Genomic DNA, 21313 nt, shown 5'->3' with positions numbered 1-21313 from the left:
TTTTTCTTAACGTTAATTTAATGTCATATTTATACTCTTTGCTGCATAGAATTTCTAAGGGTAGATGCGATTGTGGCGAAGGGGGCGTTTTTATGCGGCGATTATTGGCATATATGATTGGAATTGTGTCTTTTGCCGTTATCGTTGTACCTGTCTTGATTACAGGGGTAAATTTAAGTAAAGAAAGTGGTGGAAATATGACGGATTTATCAAGCTTAGAAAGCGTGATGCTTAACGTATATCTCCATGATAAAAATAAAATTGTTAGCATGACGCTCGAAGAATATGTACAAGGTGTGGTTGGAGCAGAAATGCCGGCGGAATTTTCTGAAGCGGCACTACAAGCGCAAGCGGTAGCGGCACGAACTTACGCGGTAAAACACATGCATAAGTTCGGTGGTAGTGGCGTTAGTGATCATCCTGATGCGGACGTGAGCACAGATCATACAGTAAATCAGGCTTGGGTAAGCGATGATACATTAAAGGAACGATGGGGAAAAAAGTATTATGAATATAAGCAAAAAATTAAATTAGCTGTTTTAAAAACGCAGGGAATGATTTTAACGTATAACGATGAGCCGATTCATGCTTTATTTCACTCGACGAGTGGCGATAGAACTGCCAGTGCAAAAGAAGTTTGGGGTAACGATTATCCTTATCTACAGAGCGTTGAGTGTAAATGGGATACTGCTTCCCCTCGCTATAAAGACAATAAGACGATTAGCGTGGCGAACTTAGCAGAATCATTTGGGCAAGATGCTGTGACGGTTAGTGCCGGTAACGGAGATTTAATAAAAATATTAAGCTTAACGGATTCAGGTCGCGTTGCTCAGATAAAAATAGGGAACAAAAACTTTACAGGGAGTGAGGTTCGTAATACCTTAGGATTACGTTCCGAAAACTTTACGATAGAAAGTAAGGGAGATGAAATCATCTTTCATACGATTGGTTATGGTCATGGTGTAGGGTTATGTCAATATGGCGCTAACGGCATGGCAAAAGAAGGTTGGGCATATCAGGATATATTGAAATATTATTATAAAGGGGTCGAATTAAAAAATATTTATGGCTCTTAATGGAGTAAATTAACCACAAGATAAATGTAAGATTTTGCAAGGCAAAGGTTTAATAAATGCATAAAAAGGGAATGATGATTATTGAGGTGATTTAAATGCTCAATGATCGGAATCCAGTCGTTTTTATTCGAAAAGTCGTTGCTACAGTCCGAGGAATTCGGGCACTCGAAGTTAAATTTATTTATATAGGAATTATAGCGTTATTAGGTGTAATCGTATTATCGTTATTATTACAAGTGAGCTTGCTTTCTCATCAGTTTGTTATTGCTGAAAAGCCGGCTGGCATAGTAAACTTTTCTGATGAGAAAGTGAGGTTAGAGGATAATTTTCCTGAGATGAAGCAGATGAAAACCAAGGACGATGTTACGCATGAAGTGACCAAAGCTAAGGAGGAAACAGCAGCAACTGTTGCTGTTAGTGATAACGTAGTAGAAGAGTGGTACTTTGATGAAGTTTATCAAGAGTGGCGTTATCGTAAAATTTAAGCAAATAACGAAAATACGGGTGGACAAATGATCATTTCGTTTGTCCACCCGTATTTTTAAATAAAGTACATCAATGCTTCTTCGGATTTATTCTTTTCCATTTCAATGACGAGGTCTACTAGAGTAATATTACTTAATAGGTTTTGTACGGAGTTGTCCAATAAAGTGAAAATAGAATTTTGTAATGCTTTATCAATTTCCGGACAATGATTTGAAGTGGCAGCTTCTGTTTTCTCAAATAAAGATAATTCAATTGCTGATAAAACCTCTAATGCATTGATTTTTACTGGTGCTTTTGCCAATTGATATCCGCCTTGGGCACCTTTGATTGATATGACCAAATTAGCTCGTTTTAAAAGCGAAAAAACTTGTTCAAGATAAATTTTTGAAATGCCTAATTTTTCTGCGATGCTGATAATTGTAATTGGAACTCCAGTTTCATATTGCGAGGCAATATGTGTCATTGCGGCTAATCCGTACCGTCCTTTAGCCGAAACTCTCATGTGATCACCCATTCCATACTAAAAATATATGTTTTCTTTAATCATAGACTTATCTAACAAAAATGTCAATCTGCCTTTGTTGTTTCCAATAGTGTATCCTTATTTTTCGAAAACATAAATATAATTTCCATGAAGAAAATTATATTGACTTTTAAAAAATAAAGGAATATAATAAAACATATTAATCATATATGTTTTATATTAGAATAAATTTTAAAATTTGTTTTAGGAGGTTTTATTATGGCAAAAATTTATCAAAGTATAACGGAACTTATTGGGAAGACTCCTTTGTTGGCATTAAATAATTATAAAAAACATTTTGATTTAGAAGCAAATATTTTAGGAAAGTTGGAGTACTTCAATCCAGCTGGTAGTGTAAAAGATAGAATTGGTTTAGCGATGATTGATGATGCAGAGCTTCGTGGAATTTTAAAACCGGGTGCGGTGATTATTGAACCGACAAGCGGTAATACAGGAATCGGGCTTGCAAGCGTAGCTGCAGCACGCGGTTATCGAGCGATTCTTACAATGCCTGAAACAATGAGTGTAGAAAGAAGAAATTTATTAAAAGCTTACGGTGCGGAAGTTGTTTTAACCGATGGTTCCAAAGGAATGAAAGGTGCAATTGAAAAGGCTGAGGAACTTTCCAGAGAAATTCCAAATTCTTTTATTCCATCGCAGTTTACTAATCCAGCAAATCCAGAGGCGCATAAAAAGACAACAGGTCCAGAAATATGGGAAGATACTGATGGCAAAGTAGATATTTTTGTTGCCGGCGTTGGCACTGGTGGTACAGTGAGTGGTATTGGCGAATATTTAAAATCTAAAAATCCTAAAGTGCAAATTGTTGCTGTAGAGCCAGCGTCATCACCAGTCTTAACAAAAGGTGAAGCTGGTCCGCATAAAATTCAAGGGATTGGTGCGGGGTTTGTTCCAGAGACATTAAATACGAAGGTTTATGATGAAGTAATTGCCATTCAAAATGAAGATTCTTTTACTTATAGTAAAGCTGTAGCCCGTACAGAAGGTTTTCTTGTTGGAATCTCAGCTGGTGCGGCACTTGCAGCAGCAGTAGAGTTAGCTAAGCGGCCAGAAAATCGCGGTAAAAATATCGTTGTGTTATTGCCTGATACGGGAGACCGGTATTTATCTACCGAGTTATTTGTTTAATAAAAATGCTGCTATATCAAATGTAATTTGGATATAGCAGCATTTTTTCTCGAATTTACCTTTTCTTAGAGTATAATAAATTTAAATAGATATCAATTTTAGGGGGGATAGGGATGCTAATACGAAATGATTTTTTGGCGATGAATCAAAGACAAGAGAAAACTAGTCTGGTTAAACTAGTGCAACAATCAAATACAGATCAGCATATAGTGCAATCTGCCAATTCTGCTAGTTCAGCAGCAGTTTATAATCACCGTATGGCAGATGACTATGATATGACTAAATTAAATGCTTTAGAAAATAAAATTGCTAATCGACAAGAAAAAATTAATCATCAGGTCAACTATCCAAGAGCTCCAGAAATACGATTGCAGGGACAAGCGTTAGAGTTAAAAGAGCAGGAAGTTTATCAAATGCAAGATCGCTTGCTGCTAAAAGAAAGAATGCAAGAAGATTTATTAAAAAAAGCGAATCCAGTGTCAGATTCTTCATCAAACCATGAGGATAGTTTGCGAATTGCCAATCAAGAACTGGAGACTGATGAAAAGGATGAGAAAGCACAAGATAATGTTGCTGACGAATTTTAAATTGTTGAATTAGATAATAGAAAATGGCTGAATCATGTATTGCTTAGTGTTGTATTTGGCAGTAGAATTATAGTGATACATATAAGGTGCAAGGAGAGATGCGTGTGGTTAAACATATTATTTTATGGAAATTGAAAGAAGAAGCTAAGGGTGAAAATTTACAAAAAAACGTAGATTTGTTACAAGGTAAATTTAAGGCATTATTAGGTGTTGTCGATGGATTAATTGCAATTGAAGTAGGAATTAATTATAATGGTGGTCCAGCGGATATTGCTTTGTATTGCGAATTTGAAAGTAGGGAAGCAGAAGTGGGATATCAGTCTCATCCAGATCATATTGCAATAAAAGCAATTGTAAAAGATTTGGTTTGTGAACGTAATTGCATTGATTATGAAATCTAGAATTTTTCAATTTAAATATTTTGAAAAATTTTAAATTGGGTTTACATTTATTCGATAGGTGATGCTCTTTTTGGCATCACTTATTTTATTGGGAGCTGATGTATAATGAACCGTGTACGCCTAGAGCGTAACCTCAAAAAATTAGCTAAATTTGGTGCAAAAGAAAACGAAGGAATTACTCGGATGGCATTTAGTGAAATTGATTGGCAGGCAATCGAATTTATTAAGCAATTAATGCTACAGGCGGGAATGGTAGTGCGCATGGATGATTTTGGTAACTTAATTGGAAGTTATCAAGGGAAAGATAGGGCATTACCAGTCCTTTTGTTGGGGTCACATATTGATACAGTGCCGAACGGTGGCAAATATGATGGGACAATCGGCGTGATTTCTGCGATTGAAGTAGTACACACTTTATTTGAGCAAAAAAAAGAGCTTGAGCGGACGGTTGAGATTGTCGTATTTCGTGCCGAAGAGTCAAGTCGATTTGGCAGATCCACGTTAGGGAGTAAAGCCTTTTGTGGAAAGTTAAAACAAGAAGATTTGGAAGAATATCAAGATAAAGAGGGATTTTGTTTAAGCGAAGCTTTACGCAAGGCGGGATTTAATCGACAAGATATTTGTCGGAATCGTTATGAAAAGCCGATTTATGCATTTTTGGAATTACATATTGAGCAAGGGATTGTACTAGAAAAAGCGCAGATGGAATTAGGTGTAGTAACATGCATTGCAGCACCATCACGGTTTCGATTAATTTTTCACGGCAAGGCTGATCATTCTGGAGCAACACCGATGAAGCTTCGCCATGATGCGTTAGCTGGAATTGCAGAAGTGATTTTACTTGTAGAATCTTTAGCAAAATCAACTGATGATGTTGTAGGGACGGTTGGGACAATCGAGCTTTTAAATGGTGCGATGAACGTTATTCCTGGAGAGGTTAGCATTGGGATAGATATTCGTAGTGGAAATCAAATGAGCAAAGAGCAAGTAGTTGCAAGGCTAAAAGAAAGGATTGATCAAATTGCTAAGTCTCGAGAGCTAACGTATACGCTTTCGGCTTTATCTAATGAAGAACCTGTTTTATTAGATGAACCACTAGGAGATTTACTGTATGAAATAGGAAAAACTAAAAAAAGGCGCATCATGAAAATGATGAGTGGGGCGGGGCATGATGCGATGAATTTGGCGAAAATAGCACCGGCGGCGATGATTTTCGTTCCCTCAAAGGCAGGAATTAGCCACAATCCAGATGAATTTTCTTCTATAGCTGAGATTTTTTGTGGAGCGGAACTTTTATATGAGACCGTTCTTCATTTAGAAAATAAACCCTAAATTGTATTAATACAATTTAGGGTTTTTAATTGACATGCTATTTATAGGTTTATATACTAACGTATAGTATAAACTATATCTACTTTGGAGTTTATTTGGAGGATGAAAGATGTTGAGACAAAAACGTGTAGCAGCGATTCATGATATATCTGGTTTTGGGAAATGTTCACTTACTGTAGCTTTGCCGATTATTTCAGCGACAGGCGTAGAATGTGCTGTTGTGCCTACCGCAGTATTATCCACGCATACAGGTGGGTTTGAAGGCTTTACCTATAGGGATTTAACGGAGGATATTGCGCCGATTGCTTATCATTGGCAATCGCTTAGCTTGCATTTTGATGCGATATATACAGGCTTTCTTGGTTCTTTTGAGCAGATTGACATTGTTTCAAAGGTATTTGATCAATTGCGTGCTAAGGATACGTTGATTATTGCCGATCCTGCGATGGCAGACAATGGTGAGCTATATAAGATTTTTCCGAAAACTTTCCCGCAAGAGATGAAAAAGTTGTGTGCGAAGGCAGATGTTATTGTGCCGAATATGACAGAGGCAGCTTTAATGCTTGGCGAAGAATATCAAGCCGGTCCGTATACAAAAGAATATATTGAGGGCTTGTTAAAACGTTTATCTGATATGGGACCTAGCCAGATTGTTTTAACAGGAGTACATTTTGATGATGCACAACTGGGTGCAGCAACTTATGATAAAAATAGTGACAAAATCAACTATCTTTTGGCAAATCGCATTGATGGATACTATCATGGTACGGGCGATGTGTTTGCGAGTGTATTGGTAGGTGCCTTGATGAATGACAAAGACCTTGATACAGCAACGCAAATTGCAGTTGATTTTACGGTGAAAAGCATTGCCTGGACAAAAGAAGCAAAAACAGATGTGCGTTTTGGTGTGAATTTTGAAGCGAGCATTCCAAGTTTAATCCAAGCGCTTGATTTGAAATAAAATAGATAACAAAAAGAGAAGCATTATGCAGGTCATTGACCTTGCTAAAATGCTTCTCTTTTTTGCGTTTAAATAGATTTGATTGCTTTTTTTAAACGAATTAGCGCTGTTTTTAATGTCTGGCGAGGACAGGAAATATTGATTCTTTCGAATTGTTTGCCTTCCTCCCCAAAAATTTCACCAGAAGCCAGCCAAAGCTTTGCTTTATTTACAATGAGGTCCTCTAACTCTTCATCGGATAAATTAAGGGCTGAAAAATCAAGCCAGAGCAAATAAGTGCCTTCAGGCTCAACTAATTTGATTTGTGGCAAATGCTTTGCCAGAAAATCACGTGTGAAGTCCAGGTTCCCTTTTAAATATGTTTTTAATTGATTGAGCCATGCGCTACCGTACTTATATGCCGCTTGGCAGGCAATAATTCCGAGCGAATTAAGTTCGCTATAACCATTTCGCTCCATTACTTGTACAAATTTTTCTCGAATATTAGGGTTGGCAATAAAAATATTGGAGACTTGTAGACCTGCGATATTAAAGGTTTTACTTGGGGAAGTACAAGTGAGTGTAATATTATTAAATTCTGGCTTTAAACTCGCTAAAACAAAATGGCGATGATTAGGATAAGTAAAGGCGGAATGAATTTCGTCGGAAATGATTTTTACTTGATGTTTTACGCAAATATCGCCGATAGTTGTTAATTCTTCTTTTGTCCAAACTCTGCCGACAGGATTATGAGGATTACATAAAATAAATAGTTTTATTTTGTTCGCTATGATTTTTTCTTCAAAGTCAGCGTAATCAATAGAATATCTACCGTTTTTGTAAATGAGAGGATTATTAATAAGCTTTCGATTGTTTTTTTCGATAGAGCTAGAAAACGGATAATAAACAGGACGTTGTATTAAAACAGCATCACCTTCATTTGTTAAAGCTTGAATTGCCGTGCATAGAGCAAAGACAACGCCTGGAGTTTTTACAAGCCACTCGTCTTTGATTTTCCAATCTAAATTATCATTAAACCATGTTTTTAATGTTTCAACATATTCACCTCGGGTATCAGAATAGCCAAATATTCCATGTGCATTTGATTTAGTTAGCGCATCAATTACTTGCTCAGGTACGCGAAAATCCATATCGGCAATCCATAATGGGAGAATATCTATGGGTTTTCCATGTTTCTCAGTAAAGTCGTATTTAATTGAATTTGTGTTTTTTCGGTCAATGATTTGGTCGAAATTATAGCGCATAGGTTCCATCCCCTTATCATTGTAAAATAATTTTATTTTTCCCATATATCTATAAATATTATTTCTTTTTTGTAAGTTAAAATCCTTTAGGCAAAGCATTGAATTATGATGAATTTTGTAGAAATATACACAAACAATCCTACCATTTGATAAATGGTAGGATTGTGAATTTGTATAACGTGTGAATAAAAACATTGATAAAAGATAGCTTTTAAATAGGTGTGATTAGAATTTAGATGGAGTAAAAACTTTGTCCGATTTGAAGTTTTCTTGGTAAATCGCAGATTTTAATTGGAGAAGTGCTTTTTCTAATGTTTGTTGTGGACAGGCAATGTTTATTCGCTGGAATTGTTTTCCTTCGATACCAAACATAATTCCTGCATCAAGCCAAAGTTTTGCCTTATGGGTAATTAAATCTTCTAAAGCTTCATCGGATAATTGGAGTGCAGAGAAATCTAGCCAAAGAAGATAAGTTCCTTCGGGCTCCACTAATTTAATTTCAGGTAGATGTTCCTTTAAAAATTCGCGGACAAAATTTAGATTATGAATTAAATATTGTTTAAGAGACTTTAGCCATTCCTCGCCATAGGTATAAGCTGCTTGGCAGGCTGCAATTCCCAATGTGTTTAAGTGTGAATAACCATTGCGGTCGATGGTATCAATAAATTGTTTGCGTAAATTTTCATTCGCAATGAAAATGTTAGACACTTGTAATCCTGCAAGGTTGAAGGTTTTGCTTGGAGCAGTGCAGGTTATCGTAATAGCATTAATTTCTGGGCTAAGGCTTGCAAAGACAATATGTTGATGACCAGGATAAGTAAAAGCAGAATGAATTTCATCTGCGATAACGATTACCTGATGTTTTAAGCAAATATCGCCGATTTTTGTCAACTCTTCTTTCGTCCAAACTCTGCCAACAGGATTATGAGGACTGCATAAAATAAAGAGTTTGACATCGTTTTCAATAATTTTTTGTTCAAAATCAACAAAATCAATTTGGTATTTATCATCTTTATAAATGAGTGAGCTGTTTACTAATTTACGATGATTTTTATGAATAAGGCGAGAAAATGGATAATACACAGGGCGCTGAATTAGAACTGCGTCCTCTTCTTTTGTAAAAGATTGAATAGCGATGCTTAACGCGAAAACAACGCCGGGGGTTTTTACTAACCAATCGTCTTTGATATGCCAATTTAAGGTTTTTAAAAACCATTGTTTTAGTGTATTGGTATATTCTTGTTTTGTATCAGAATAACCGAAAATTCCATGTTTACTAGAATTAATTAAGGCATCAATGACTTCATTTGGAACGCGAAAATCCATATCAGCTACCCAAAGAGGTAAAACATCGGCTGGCTTTCCATTTTCTAAAGCAAAATCATATTTTAAAGAATTAGTATTTCTACGATTAATCATTGTATCAAAATTCATGATATACAACTCCTTAATAAAGTTTAATTAAAATCACATATCCAGAAACAAAACATACTAAAACTATATGTTTAGAAAATAATAGCGGTAAATAGGTGAAAAGTCAATCGAATTTTTGCGTGGAAAATTTTAAAAAATAAAACCTTCAAAACCTATATGAAAAGTATTGACAGTTAAAAAATACGTGATATAATCATAATCAAAATAAAACCTATATGGTTAATATGAATTGAGGGATTGTAATGGATTACGACTTTATGATAAAAAGTTTACCTCTGTACGGAAAGGCAATTTTACTTACGTTGGAATTGGCAATTGGTGGGATATTATTAGCCTTTTTAATGGGGGTTATCTGTAGTGCGATTCTATATTATCGAGTACGCATATTAAAAACGATTGTTAGTTGCTATATAGAAATTGCGCGTAATACGCCATTGCTTATACAATTATTTTTTCTTTATTATGGCTTACCTAAGTTGGGAATAAAAATCGAGGCTTTTACGTGTGCGATTATGGGATTGGCATTTTTAGGGGGCGGCTATATGGCAGAAGCATTGCGTAGTGGATTTGAATCTGTAGAAAAGATTCAAATCGAATCTGGGGCTAGTATTGGATTAAGTCAGTTTCAGGTGTTTCGTTATATTTTGTTTCCCCAAGCCTTGGCGGTAGCGATACCGGCAGTTGGTGCCAATATTATTTTTTTATTAAAAGAAACTTCAATTGTAAGTGCGATTGCCTTGGCTGATTTGATGTACGTGGCAAAAGATTTAATTGGGATGTATTACAAGACGACAGAAGCATTTGTCTTATTGATCGGGGCGTATTTACTTATTTTATTGCCATTGTCTGTAGGTATTTCTAAACTGGAAAGGAGACTTCGCTATGCAGGATTTGGGGATTAGTATAATCTTTGAAGGTTCAAATTTCATTCGGTTGTTGGGTGGTCTTTGGATAACGCTTCGCATTGCAATCGTTGCGGTTAGTCTTTCGATTGTTTTTGGAATTGGATTAGGAATTTTGATGACGAGTAAAAATCAGATTGTTCGTTTACTGACAAAGGTTTATTTAGAAACAGTACGGATTGTCCCCATTTTAGTATGGCTCTTTGTATTTTTCTTTACGATTACGAAAGTAGTTCAACTCCATTTGCCGGCAGAAGCCTCGGCAATTCTTGTGTTTTCACTCTGGGGAATTGCTGAAATTGGTGATATTGTGCGGGGAACGGTTACGTCGTTACCAAAGCATCAATGGGAAAGTGGGATGGCGTTAGGACTTACAGCCCGTCAGATTTATCGTTATATCGTTTTACCACAAATCATTCGGCGTTTTGTGCCAGCTGCGATGAATCTAGTAACAAGAATGATTAAAACGACTTCACTCGTTGTATTAATTGGTGTAGTCGAGGTATTGAAAGTAGGACAGCAGATTATTGAAGTTTCCATTTTAAAAAATCCGATGGCAGCTTTTTGGGTGTATGCAATCATTTTTGCGCTATACTTTATCATTTGCTATCCAATTTCTTTATGGTCTCGTCATTTAGAAATGAAATGGCAGGGGCAGTGATTTTTTAGGAGGTGGTCAGAATGGAAAAAAGTGAAGTAAAGGTTTTAGAAGCTGTGGGATTAACAAAGTATTATACAGAAGAAAAAGTTTTTGATTCGTTTAATTTTTCAGTGCATCAGGGGGAAGTGCTCGTTATCTTAGGGGCTTCCGGTTGTGGAAAAAGTACTTTGTTAAGGTGTTTAAATGGCTTAGAACCTATTCAAGCGGGTGAGATTAAGTTAGATGGAAAAGTGATTGATGGAAAACAAATTACTTGGCAGAAAGCAAGACAAAAAATTGGCATGGTATTTCAAAGCTATGAATTGTTTTCTCATTTAACGATATTAGAAAATATTTTGCTAGGTCCGATGAAAGCGCAAGGCAGGGAAAGAAGTGAAGTGATTAAACAAGCGGAATATTTGCTAAACCGCGTTGGGTTAATTCATAAGAAGGATGCTTATCCTAGACAATTATCAGGAGGGCAAAAACAACGTATTGCGATTGTACGGTCACTGTGTATGAATCCGGAAATTATGCTATTTGATGAGGTGACGGCATCGCTTGATCCAGAAATGGTCAGAGAAGTTCTTGATTTAATGCTGGAATTAGCGCGGCAAGGGATGACAATGGTCATTGTTACACATGAAATGGAATTTGCCAAGGCTGTCGCAGACCGAGTGTTATTTTTAGACGGCGGAAAAATTGTCGAAGATGCAGTGGCAAAACAATTTTTCACGAGCCCCAAAACTCAGCGTGCCCAACGCTTTTTAAATAGGTTTGATTTTAAAATAGAAAGTGAGAGAGTAGGATGAAAAAGGGATTTAGAACAATTTTATTCGGGTTAATTTTAATTTTATCTTTAGGGGTATTGGCAGGTTGCGGATCAGATGCTGTGAAAAGCGGCGGTGATAATTCGGTAAAACAATCGACGCTTGAACAAATCAAAGAGCGCGGAAAAATTCGTATCGGCGTATTTAGCGATAAACCGCCCTTTGGTTATGTGGATGCAAATGGCAAAAATCAGGGGTATGATGTTTACTTTGCCAAACGCATCGCCAAAGATTTATTGGGAGACGAAAATAAAGTTGAGTTTGTCTTAGTGGAAGCGGCAAGCCGTGTAGAGGCTTTGGAAGCAAATAAAGTGGATATTATTTTGGCTAATTTTACAGTAACGCCAGAGCGTAAAGAAAAAGTAGACTTTGCAAATCCTTATATGAAGGTTGGACTTGGTGTAGTTTCGCCAGATGGTGCTTTGATTACTGATGTAAATCAATTAAAAGGAAAAAAATTAATTGTAAATAAAGGCACGACGGCAGAAACTTATTTTGTACAAAACCATCCGGAAATTGAGCTATTGAAATACGAGCAGAATACAGAAGCTTTTCAAGCGTTAAAAGATGGACGCGGTGCGGCATTAGCACATGACAATACATTACTGTTTGCTTGGGCAAGAGAAAACCAGGGGTATACTACGGGCATAACAAAACTGGGAAGCCTTGATTATATTGCACCTGCTGTTAAAAAAGGAAATATAGAGCTGAAAGATTGGTTAAATGAAGAAATTGAAAAATTAGCGTCAGAACAATTTTTTCATAAAGATTTTGCTGAAACATTACTTCCTGCCTATGGCGAATCCATTCAAGCTGATGATGTAGTAATAGATGGCGGCAAAGTAGAATAAAATGATAGTAATCCTTTAAGGATATAAAAAACACGCAAAATGCAGTTACTAAAATAGTTAGAACTGACATCGCGCGTGTTTTTTAATGACTATTTTTATTGTGAATCATCGTCCAGAAGAAGATACCGGCCGCAATTTCACTGCATAGGATTAACAATGCCATCGGAAGGGCGCTGTAACTGCCGCAAATGCCGACAAGCGGGGCCATTGCGCCACCAGTGATATTAGAAAAGAAGCCGAGAAGTGCCGCTGCACTGCCCGCCATTTTCCCTTGTGCTTGCATTGCAAGCGAGAAACTGCTGGAACCAACAATAGCCAAACTAGCAACAGTAAAAAATAGTGGGATAAGAATAAACAAAAGTGGAGCGTGATTGAGGAGACTGATTGCTAATAGAGTACTGCCGATAATCGCCTGCCAAACACCATAATGGAGAATGTTTTTATCGCTGAATCGTCCAGATAAACGTCCGGTCAGTTGTCCGGCAATGACGAGTCCCAACCCGTTGATACCAAAGATTAATCCAAAGGTTTGCGGCGAAACTTTATAGATATTTTGCAAAACGAACGGTGAACCGGAGATGTAAGCAAACAAAGCGGTAAAGGCGCAAGATTGCATAAAACAATGCCCCATAAAATAAGGTTGTTTTAAAAGGGAGAGAAAAGCTTTGAGTGATGAGGTAATTCCGCTGTCTAAACGCCTATTTGCAGGAAGACTTTCCTTACACCAAAAGAATACCGCTAGGAATAAACTAATTCCAATGAGTCCAAGGACAATGAAGACGCCTCGCCAAGAGGATACAGCTAAGACTTGACCACCAAGAACTGGCGCGAATATTGGTGCAACGCCATTGACGAGCATGAGCATGGCAAAAAATTTCGTTAATTCATAACCGGAATATAAATCTCTGGCGATTGCGCGGGCGATAACAATCCCCGCAGACCCTGCTAAACCTTGAATTAAACGCAAAAGCAAAAATGCCCAGATGGAAGTTGCAAATACGCAGGCAAAGGAAGTTAAAGTGAAGATAGCCATGCCGATTAATAAAGGCTTGCGTCGACCCTGCATATCACTGAGTGGACCGGCAAACATCTGTCCGACAGCAATTCCCAGCAAGCAGGCCGTTAAGCTGAGCTGAACGAGGGAAGCCGTCGTTGCAAATTCGCCGGCAAGTTGTGGCAGTGAAGGTAAATACATATCAATAGATAAAGGTGCAAGTGCAGTAAGCGCACCTAAAATGACCGGAAGCCATCTGGTGAAAGTCTTAGCGAAACTTCTCTGCCAAGTGAGAAACTCTCGCTCTTGGTCAATTGAAGAGGTAGATGATGTCATAAAGGTAATAAATCCTCCTTGATATTTGTTATATTTGATGAAATAAATGTTACATTGATAATAAAGATGATTATAATTAGCTGAGCTTTTTATGTCAATCAAATAAAAGCTATAGATTTAGGATAAAGTTGAATTAAAAAAGAATGTAGAGTAGAGGAGAATTGTAAAGCATAGAAAACCTATGGTATAATAGGGAAAAGAGGTGGTTAGGTGAAAATTTCGACAAAGGGAAGATATGCTTTACGGTTATTGCTTGATTTGGCTGTGCATAAAGAGGATGGATATATTGCATTAAAGGATATTGCAGAGCGTCAAGAGATATCAAAAAAATATTTAGAGCAGATTGTAGGGAGCCTAAATAGAGCGGAAATATTAAGAACGAATCGTGGCTTTCAGGGTGGCTACATGTTGGCGAAGTCACCTGATCAATATACGGTTGCAGATATCTTGCGTATTACTGAGGGAAGCCTTGCGCCGATTGCCTGTTTAGAGCAAGAGGAAAATCCATGTGGACGCAGTAAGCGTTGTATGACATTAGAGGTATGGAAAGGCTTAAATAAAGTAATGATTGATTACCTTGAAGGCATTACTTTGCAAGATATTCTTGATAAACACCAAACAGCGGATGCTGTTGAATATTATATTTAAAGTAAAAACGAGCAGAAATCTCTGGATTTCTGCTCGTTTTTCTATAGAGGAAGATACAGTTTTTTTGCTAAATTAGCAATCGGCTCTGCATGGTAAAAGTACAAATGATTGTTAAAGAAAATTTAAAAGTGTAAAGAGATTCAAAAAATACTTAAATTTTTGTATTGACAAAGATTTTTGTAAAGCATATAATGTAAAACATATCAAGGCTATAGGTTTTGTATACTTTTAAAAAGGAGTAGTTGCGTATGTACTTGATTTTTAAGATGTTGCGTCATAATTATCGAAATGGACGAATGTGTCATTGTAAGTAACCTTAGAAATAAATAAATGAAAAGGAATGTTTACAATGGCAAATAAAAATTATAAATTTGAAACTTTACAATTACATGTGGGGCAGGAAGAAGCTGATCCGGCGACGGATTCGCGGGCGGTTCCGATTTATCAGACAACATCCTATGTATTTAAAAATTCAGCACATGCGGCAGCTCGCTTTGGTCTTGCCGATGCTGGCAATATTTATGGGAGGCTCACCAATTCTACACAAGATGTTTTTGAAAAGAGGGTCGCTGCACTTGAAGGTGGCGTTGCTGCACTTGGTGTAGCTTCTGGAGCCGCTGCGCTTACTTATACTTTTTTAAACTTAGCACAAGCTGGCGATAATATTGTATCGGCGCAGACAATTTATGGCGGAACCTATAATTTACTTGCGCATACGTTACCGCAATATGGGATAACGACAACGTTTGTTGATGCGGATGACGAAAGTTCTTTTCGTCAAGCGATAAACGAAAATACAAAAGCTATTTTTGTCGAAACGATTGGCAATCCGAATGCAACGCTGATTGATCTTGAAAAGGTTGCTGCGATTGCCCATGCGCATAAGGTTCCATTAGTTGTAGACAATACGTTTGCGACGCCTTATTTAGTCCGTCCGTTTGAGCATGGCGCTGATATCGTTGTACATTCAGCGACGAAATTTATTGGGGGACACGGTACGGCAATTGGTGGTGTAATTGTCGATAGTGGCAATTTTGATTGGGAAGCAAGCGGAAAATTTGCTTCACTTGTTGCGCCTAATCCGAGTTATCATGGTGTAAGCTTTACAAAAGTGGTAGGAAAAGCGGCGTTTGTGACGAAGATTCGGGCGATATTGCTTCGTGACACAGGAGCGACGATTGCGCCATTCCATGCATTTTTATTTTTACAAGGGATTGAGACGTTGTCGCTTCGCGTGGAGCGCCATGTAGAAAATGCATTAAAAGTAGTCGACTACTTAGCGCATCATCCACAAGTAGAAAAGGTAAATCATCCGTCGCTTAATAGTCATCCCCATCATGCGCTTTATGAAAAATATTTTCCTAACGGTGGCGTTTCTATCTTTACCTTTGACATTAAAGGTGGCGTAAAGGAAGCACAGAATTTTATTGATCGTTTAGAGATCTTTTCACTATTAGCGAATGTTGCTGATGTAAAATCTCTTGTTATTCATCCTGCCTCTACCACGCATTCGCAGCTTTCTGAGGCTGAATTGTTAGAGCAGGGAATACACCCAAATACAATTCGTTTGTCAATTGGTACAGAGCATATTGATGACATTATTGCTGATTTAAATCAGGCTTTTGGCAAAGATGAATAATATTAAGTAAAATACATAGTTTAATAAAATGTTAAAATTGATGATATTAATAAAGTAAAAATTGCCCTCAATACTTTGGATAAATGTATTGAGGGCAATTTTTGTTGATGTAAAGCGGAAAAAATAATTTTTCGTGTAAAGCTGTAAATATTCCACATTGATATTTAAAGATGACAATGCTAAACTATTAAAAATGGAAATAAAGTAAGACTGATTTTGAATGGAGTGCTGAGATGAGTACATATAGTATAAATTTACCGAGTTATACCATTGGCGTAGCTGCATATGAGCAGATACAAGAAGTATGTCCGACTTACGGGACAAAAGTAGTTGCAATCGGTGGAAAAACGGCGATAAGTAAGGCGAAAGATTTGATTTGTTCGGCGATAAAGGATTCTGAGCTCCGAGTTTTAGATTTTGTTTGGTATGGTGGTGAAGCTTCTTATGAAAATATGGAAGCTTTAAAAGTGTTGCAAAGCGTACGAGAGGCGGATATGATTTTTGCAATTGGCGGTGGCAAAGTAATGGATACTTGCAAACTGCTGGCGCGAGCTTTACACAAACCCTTATTTACTTTTCCAACGATTGCAAGCAATTGTGCCTGTCTAACTGCGCTTAGTGTTGTTTATTATCCCGATGGAACTTTTCGTGAATTAAATGTATCTGATATTCCTCCGGTACATGTCTTTATTCATACGCAAATAGCTGTAGAAGCACCCAAACAGTTTTTATGGGCGGGAATGGGTGATACGATTGCGAAATATTACGAATCGAATTTAGCTGCACGAAATGTAGAATTAGAGCATTTTAATGCAGTAGGTGTACAGCTTAGCCGATTGTGCGCCAACCCAATTTTAGAATATGGAATGAAAGCATTAAAAGACAATGAAAATCATGTGCTAAGTAAAGAGTTTGAACAAGTTGTCTTAGCGATTGTGGTAAGCACAGGATTAGTATCTAACTTTGTTGAGTCGGATTATAACGGACATATTGCACATGCATTTTATTGCACGATTACGATGTTGCCGCAAATTGAAGAGAAGCATTTACATGGCGAAGTTGTTGCTTATGGCGTTTTATTGTTGTTGATGTGCGATGGTCAGGAAAAAGAATTAGCAAAGGTATTTAGCTTCTGTCGTGATCTGGGCTTGCCAACTTGTTTGGCAGATCTTGATGTAACGTTAGCAGAGTTAGACGGTGTATTTGATGAAACGGTAAAAAGCGGTGAGTTAGCACGCTCGCCGTATCTTGTAACAAAGGAAATGCTCTATACGGGTGTTTTAAAATTAGAAGAATATCATGAAAAAAATTGTCGATAGATGATGACGGTTGAAAACGTGCACCGCTATTGGGTAAACGATAGTAGGGTGCGCGTTTTTCACTTGGTTTTCTAATTTGCTACAATTTTTAGTAGCATTTCTAGACTTGTAAACAATTACATTGTGATTTATCAATAGGAATGTTATAATTCGTACAAGGTTTGATAGATTAAATTTATCCGATGGCTGACGGGGGCTAACCCCTGCCTCTTTAGGCGGAAGAAAGACCTCGTAAGCCCCTGGATTACGTGTCTGATTTCAGTGGGAGTTAAAGCTACTACTAAGACAGCCGTGTTTATCCCTTAAAACTAGGAAGGGAATTGGTTTAGATGTTAAAAGGCGTTGCAAAATCATTTGCAGCGCCTTTTGTATTAGATAGTTCAAGATGTAACAAAGTGATAGAGAGGGCTTGAAATAATGGATTTTAAAATGAAGGAGCAAATCCTTACAAAAGAATTAGTAGAACAGATTGATTTGATTTTATTTTCCCATAACAATGATGCTTCACAATTGGTGGGCATTTTGCTTGATATCCAAGCGATTATTCCACGTCAGTATATTCCGGAGCAAGTGGCATATTATTTGGCGGAGAAACTCAATACAAAAATTACAAATGTTTATGATGTGATTTCTTTTTATGCAGCGCTATCTGATAAACCGCGAGCAAAATACCCGATTCAGATTTGTGATAGTATCGTTTGTAAAATTAATAATAATACGACAATATTTACAGTGCTAAAAGAAGTTTTAGGGATAGAGATCAATGAAGTAACGTATGATGGTAGATTCACGATAGAAAAGGTTCCCTGCTTTGGTGCTTGTGATGTTGCTCCTGCGGTTAGAATCAATGGAAAAGTCTATGGGCATTTAACGAGTCGAGAAAAAATTATTGCACTGCTTGATGCATTAGGATAGAAGATAGGAGTGACAAAGATGACGAAGACAGTAGCGTTTATGACAAGAAATTTTGGGAAATATGATCCAATGTCGATTGGTGCTTATATGAGAATTGGTGGATTTCATGCATTAAAGAAAGCGGTGAACCTGGAAGGGGAAGCAATTGCGGCAATAATTGCGGCGGCTGAGGTAAAAGGGCGCGGTGGCGCAGGCTATGATATGGGGCGCAAATGGTCGCAGGCAAAAGCGGTAATTGATGATAATAAAGTTGTCGTGTGCAATGCCGATGAAGGAGAGCCGTGTACGTTTAAGGATCGGACGCTAATTGAGCATGACCCATTTAATTTAATTGAGGGAATGATTATCGCTGGCTACACGGTAGATGCGGAAAATGGATACATTTATTTAAGGGAAGAATATAGCCATTTGCGTCCGTTGCTTTTAAATGCGATAAAGCAGGCGCGCGTCTATGGTTTTTTAGGAAAGAATATTCTTGGCAAAGGGTTTAATTTTGATATTCATTTATATTCCGGTGCAGGTGCATATGTCTGTGGCGAAGGCACGGCACTCGTGGAATCTATTGAAGGGAAAAGCGGCCGGCCAAGAATGAAACCGCCATTTATTAAACAATGCGGGTTATATAACTTACCTACGTGCGTAAATAATGTGGAGAGTCTATCTTTAGTCACTGGAATTTTACTTGATGATCAAAATGTTTATCAAAGTTATGGAACGGAAAAATCAAAAGGGACAAAACTGGTTAGTGTGGGTGGCAATGTAAACTGTCCTGACGTTTTTGAAATTCCATTCGGCGTTACGGTACGAGAGATTATTTATGATTTAGCTGGGGGAATCCAAGGGAATCGTGCGATTCGGTTGATTCAATTCGGCGGTGCATCGGGAAAAATTGCCTCAACGGATATTTTAGATACACCTTATACGTATGAAGCTTTACAAAAAGCTGGTGTTGGTGTCGGTTCGGGGGCAATCTTGGTGGTAGATGAGCGAACGAGCGTTATGGAATTCTTAGTGGCAACGCAGGAATTCTTTTCTCATGAGAGTTGCGGGCAATGTACACCTTGCCGTGAGGGCAATCGTCATATGCGGATTTTACTTGATAAGGTAGCGCGAGGAACGCATACAGAAAGTGATGTAACCTCCATGAAAAAAATTGCAAAGTTGATGGCGATGTCTTCGATGTGCGGTTTAGGAGAAACGGCACAAAGTGCTTTTGTTTCTGCGATTGAAGTATTCCCGAAATGTTTTATAGTAAAATGAATGAGGTGATTTTATGGACAATCTGGTGCATATTAAAATAAATAATATTCCTGTTGAAGTGGAAAAAGGGACGAAAATTTTAGAAGCTGCAAAGAAGATTAATATCAATATTCCCCATCTCTGCTATCATCCGGATCAGACAATCAAAGCGCATTGCAGAATTTGTACTGTTGAAGTTGTCGGCGGAAGAAGATTATTTGCGGCATGTTCTACGGATGTATGGGAAGGTATGGAGATTTTAACGGATACAAAACTAGTGCGCGATACACAAGTGGGAATTTTAGAATTGATTTTAGCGAATCATGAACAAAATTGCTTATCCTGTGCGCGCAACGGTAAATGTGATTTACAAAAGTTATGCAGTCGATTTAATGTTTTAAAGCCAAATTTACCAAATGTGGCAAAACATATTCCGATTAATGACAACAATCCGAGTTTGGTGCGTGATTTATCAAAATGTGTCAAGTGTGGTCGATGCGTTAAAGCCTGTCAGGAAGTGCAAGGCGTAGCAGCGCTATCACATGCAGGGCGGTCAGAAGATTATATGATTACAACAGCTTATCATAAGCCATTGGAAGAAACGGATTGCATTTTATGTGGGCAATGCAGCGCCGTTTGTCCAGTTGGTGCAATTGTAGAAAAAGATGATACGCAAAAGGTATTAGATGTATTACAAGATCCCCAAAAACATGTAATCGTACAAGTAGCGCCATCGGTGCGCGTTGCTTTGGGAGATGAATTTGGCTTGCCAAAGGGCGAAGTGGTAACGGGGAAAATGGTAACTGCTTTACGGATGCTTGGCTTTAACCGTGTATTTGATACGAATTTTGCAGCAGATGTAACAATTATGGAAGAAGGAAATGAGCTGTTACAAAGGTTAAAGCAAAATGAAAGCTTGCCGATGCTTACTTCATGTAGCTCTGGATGGGTAAATTATATGGAGAAGCATCATGGCGATTATCTAGAATATCTTTCTAGTGTAAAATCACCCCAGCAGATTTTTGGTGCGTTATCAAAATCGTATTATCCAGCAGCTACAGGAATAGATGTTAAAGATATTGTTACGGTATCAATCATGCCATGTACGGCGAAAAAATACGAAGCATCTAGACCGGAAATGCAGCAGAGTGGAATCAGAGATGTTGATATTGTTTTAACGACACGTGAATTAACAAAATTAATTAATTATGTGGGGATTGATTTTAATCATTTAGCAGAGGGTGAATTCGATAGCCCTATGGGGATGGGAACTGGTGCCGGAGCGATTTTTGGTACGAGTGGTGGTGTAATGGAAGCTGCACTTCGTACGGTGTATGAAATATATACAGGAAAAGAGCTCATAAATTTGGATTTTGAAAGTGTACGTGGTTTTAAAGGGATTAAAGAAGCAATCATTGATTTGGGAGATAGAGAAATTAAAGTCGCAATCGCACATGGACTAAGAAATGCTGAGAAGATTATGAAGCAGATTAAAGCGGGAACTTGTGAATATCATTTTATTGAAGTCATGGCTTGTCCGGGCGGCTGTATTGGAGGTGGGGGACAGCCGATTAAAAGTACCAACGATGTGAAAATTATGCGCATGGATGCAATTTACTCGATTGATAAGTCGATGAAAATTCGTAAATCACATCAAAACCCAGAAGTGATTCGTTTATATAAAGAGTATTTAGCACATCCATTGAGTGAAAAAGCACACCGACTTCTTCATACGCGTTACAATAGAATAAAAAAAGAATATGAATTTGCTTATTTAAATGATGAGCCCGTGTATTCGTTATAGAAG

General features: G+C 37.6%; 21 protein-coding genes. 17 read left to right on the top strand and 4 right to left on the bottom strand.

Annotated elements, in window-relative coordinates; all coding sequences use genetic code 11:
* Positions 1-92: 92 nt before the first annotated feature.
* Both spoIID and ACWZFG_RS09735 read left to right on the top strand, forming a co-directional pair.
* Positions 93-1076 (top strand): stage II sporulation protein D, encoded by a 984-nt coding sequence (spoIID, locus tag ACWZFG_RS09740; RefSeq protein WP_455577550.1) that lies wholly within the window; start codon positions 93-95, stop codon positions 1074-1076.
* Positions 1077-1171: 95 nt separating this feature from the next.
* A complete protein-coding gene (locus tag ACWZFG_RS09735) occupies positions 1172-1561 on the top strand; it encodes a hypothetical protein (RefSeq protein ID WP_147667100.1) in 390 nt (129 codons plus the stop codon).
* A gap of 56 nt (positions 1562-1617) precedes the next feature.
* Here the strand turns inward: ACWZFG_RS09735 and ACWZFG_RS09730 are convergent, their stop codons facing one another.
* On the bottom strand, positions 1618-2064 hold the full coding sequence (locus ACWZFG_RS09730; RefSeq protein WP_147667098.1) for an RrF2 family transcriptional regulator: 447 nt from the start codon (positions 2062-2064) through the stop codon (positions 1618-1620).
* A gap of 240 nt (positions 2065-2304) precedes the next feature.
* Here ACWZFG_RS09730 and cysK point away from each other — a divergent pair, with 240 nt between their 5' ends.
* From cysK to ACWZFG_RS09705, 5 genes are all read left to right on the top strand, one after another.
* Positions 2305-3234 carry a cysteine synthase A gene (gene cysK, locus ACWZFG_RS09725; protein WP_455577549.1) on the top strand — a complete coding sequence of 310 codons (930 nt, stop codon included), beginning with the start codon at positions 2305-2307 and terminating at the stop codon, positions 3232-3234.
* A gap of 113 nt (positions 3235-3347) precedes the next feature.
* The gene (locus ACWZFG_RS09720) at positions 3348-3821 is read left to right on the top strand and encodes a hypothetical protein (RefSeq protein WP_455577548.1); all 474 of its coding nucleotides are present in this window, start codon (positions 3348-3350) and stop codon (positions 3819-3821) included.
* Between the two features lie 104 nt (positions 3822-3925).
* Positions 3926-4222: a Dabb family protein gene (locus tag ACWZFG_RS09715; RefSeq protein ID WP_455577547.1), complete on the top strand. Its 297-nt coding sequence runs from the start codon at positions 3926-3928 to the stop codon at positions 4220-4222.
* A gap of 105 nt (positions 4223-4327) precedes the next feature.
* Positions 4328-5554, top strand: coding sequence for a M20 family metallo-hydrolase (locus ACWZFG_RS09710; RefSeq protein ID WP_455577546.1), 1227 nt, complete (start codon positions 4328-4330; stop codon positions 5552-5554).
* A gap of 109 nt (positions 5555-5663) precedes the next feature.
* On the top strand, positions 5664-6515 hold the full coding sequence (locus tag ACWZFG_RS09705; protein ID WP_455577545.1) for a pyridoxamine kinase: 852 nt from the start codon (positions 5664-5666) through the stop codon (positions 6513-6515).
* Positions 6516-6583: 68 nt separating this feature from the next.
* Here ACWZFG_RS09705 and ACWZFG_RS09700 read toward each other — a convergent pair whose 3' ends face one another.
* Together ACWZFG_RS09700 and ACWZFG_RS09695 are read right to left on the bottom strand one after the other, a co-directional pair.
* Complete coding sequence (locus tag ACWZFG_RS09700; protein ID WP_455577590.1) at positions 6584-7759, bottom strand: MalY/PatB family protein; 1176 nt, start codon at positions 7757-7759, stop codon at positions 6584-6586.
* Positions 7760-7984: 225 nt separating this feature from the next.
* Entirely contained in the window at positions 7985-9193 is a 1209-nt protein-coding gene (locus ACWZFG_RS09695; RefSeq protein ID WP_455577544.1) for a MalY/PatB family protein, read from the bottom strand.
* 242 nt (positions 9194-9435) lie between these two features.
* Here ACWZFG_RS09695 and ACWZFG_RS09690 point away from each other — a divergent pair, with 242 nt between their 5' ends.
* From ACWZFG_RS09690 to ACWZFG_RS09675, 4 genes are read left to right on the top strand one after another with little or no spacing between them, the layout of a single operon-like run.
* Positions 9436-10095 carry an amino acid ABC transporter permease gene (locus ACWZFG_RS09690; RefSeq protein ID WP_177503699.1) on the top strand — a complete coding sequence of 220 codons (660 nt, stop codon included), beginning with the start codon at positions 9436-9438 and terminating at the stop codon, positions 10093-10095.
* Positions 10076-10756 (top strand): amino acid ABC transporter permease, encoded by a 681-nt coding sequence (locus ACWZFG_RS09685; protein WP_177503701.1) that lies wholly within the window; start codon positions 10076-10078, stop codon positions 10754-10756. The genes ACWZFG_RS09690 and ACWZFG_RS09685 overlap by 20 nt, the downstream gene beginning before the upstream one ends.
* Before the next feature lie 20 nt (positions 10757-10776).
* On the top strand, positions 10777-11547 hold the full coding sequence (locus ACWZFG_RS09680; RefSeq protein ID WP_177503703.1) for an amino acid ABC transporter ATP-binding protein: 771 nt from the start codon (positions 10777-10779) through the stop codon (positions 11545-11547).
* The gene (locus ACWZFG_RS09675; RefSeq protein ID WP_455577543.1) at positions 11544-12416 is read left to right on the top strand and encodes a cysteine ABC transporter substrate-binding protein; all 873 of its coding nucleotides are present in this window, start codon (positions 11544-11546) and stop codon (positions 12414-12416) included. Before ACWZFG_RS09680 ends, ACWZFG_RS09675 begins: the two co-directional genes overlap by 4 nt.
* A gap of 82 nt (positions 12417-12498) precedes the next feature.
* Here the strand turns inward: ACWZFG_RS09675 and ACWZFG_RS09670 are convergent, their stop codons facing one another.
* Positions 12499-13848 (bottom strand): multidrug effflux MFS transporter, encoded by a 1350-nt coding sequence (locus ACWZFG_RS09670; protein ID WP_455577542.1) that lies wholly within the window; start codon positions 13846-13848, stop codon positions 12499-12501.
* A 108-nt stretch (positions 13849-13956) separates the two neighbouring features.
* On the opposite strand from ACWZFG_RS09670, the gene ACWZFG_RS09665 reads away from it, so the two are divergent.
* From ACWZFG_RS09665 to ACWZFG_RS09640, 6 genes are all read left to right on the top strand, one after another.
* Complete coding sequence (locus ACWZFG_RS09665; RefSeq protein WP_177503709.1) at positions 13957-14394, top strand: RrF2 family transcriptional regulator; 438 nt, start codon at positions 13957-13959, stop codon at positions 14392-14394.
* 349 nt (positions 14395-14743) lie between these two features.
* The gene (locus ACWZFG_RS09660) at positions 14744-16033 is read left to right on the top strand and encodes an O-acetylhomoserine aminocarboxypropyltransferase/cysteine synthase family protein (protein WP_455577541.1); all 1290 of its coding nucleotides are present in this window, start codon (positions 14744-14746) and stop codon (positions 16031-16033) included.
* 233 nt (positions 16034-16266) lie between these two features.
* Entirely contained in the window at positions 16267-17352 is a 1086-nt protein-coding gene (locus tag ACWZFG_RS09655; protein WP_455577540.1) for an iron-containing alcohol dehydrogenase family protein, read from the top strand.
* A gap of 417 nt (positions 17353-17769) precedes the next feature.
* Complete coding sequence (locus ACWZFG_RS09650) at positions 17770-18267, top strand: NADH-quinone oxidoreductase subunit NuoE family protein (protein ID WP_177503715.1); 498 nt, start codon at positions 17770-17772, stop codon at positions 18265-18267.
* Between the two features lie 18 nt (positions 18268-18285).
* Positions 18286-19527 (top strand): complex I 51 kDa subunit family protein, encoded by a 1242-nt coding sequence (locus tag ACWZFG_RS09645; protein ID WP_455577539.1) that lies wholly within the window; start codon positions 18286-18288, stop codon positions 19525-19527.
* A 13-nt stretch (positions 19528-19540) separates the two neighbouring features.
* Positions 19541-21310: an NADH-dependent [FeFe] hydrogenase, group A6 gene (locus ACWZFG_RS09640; RefSeq protein WP_177503719.1), complete on the top strand. Its 1770-nt coding sequence runs from the start codon at positions 19541-19543 to the stop codon at positions 21308-21310.
* Positions 21311-21313: the final 3 nt, after the last annotated feature.

This window comes from Anaerosinus sp., assembly GCF_965318445.1.
This window is presented reverse-complemented; position numbering and strand designations above follow the sequence as displayed.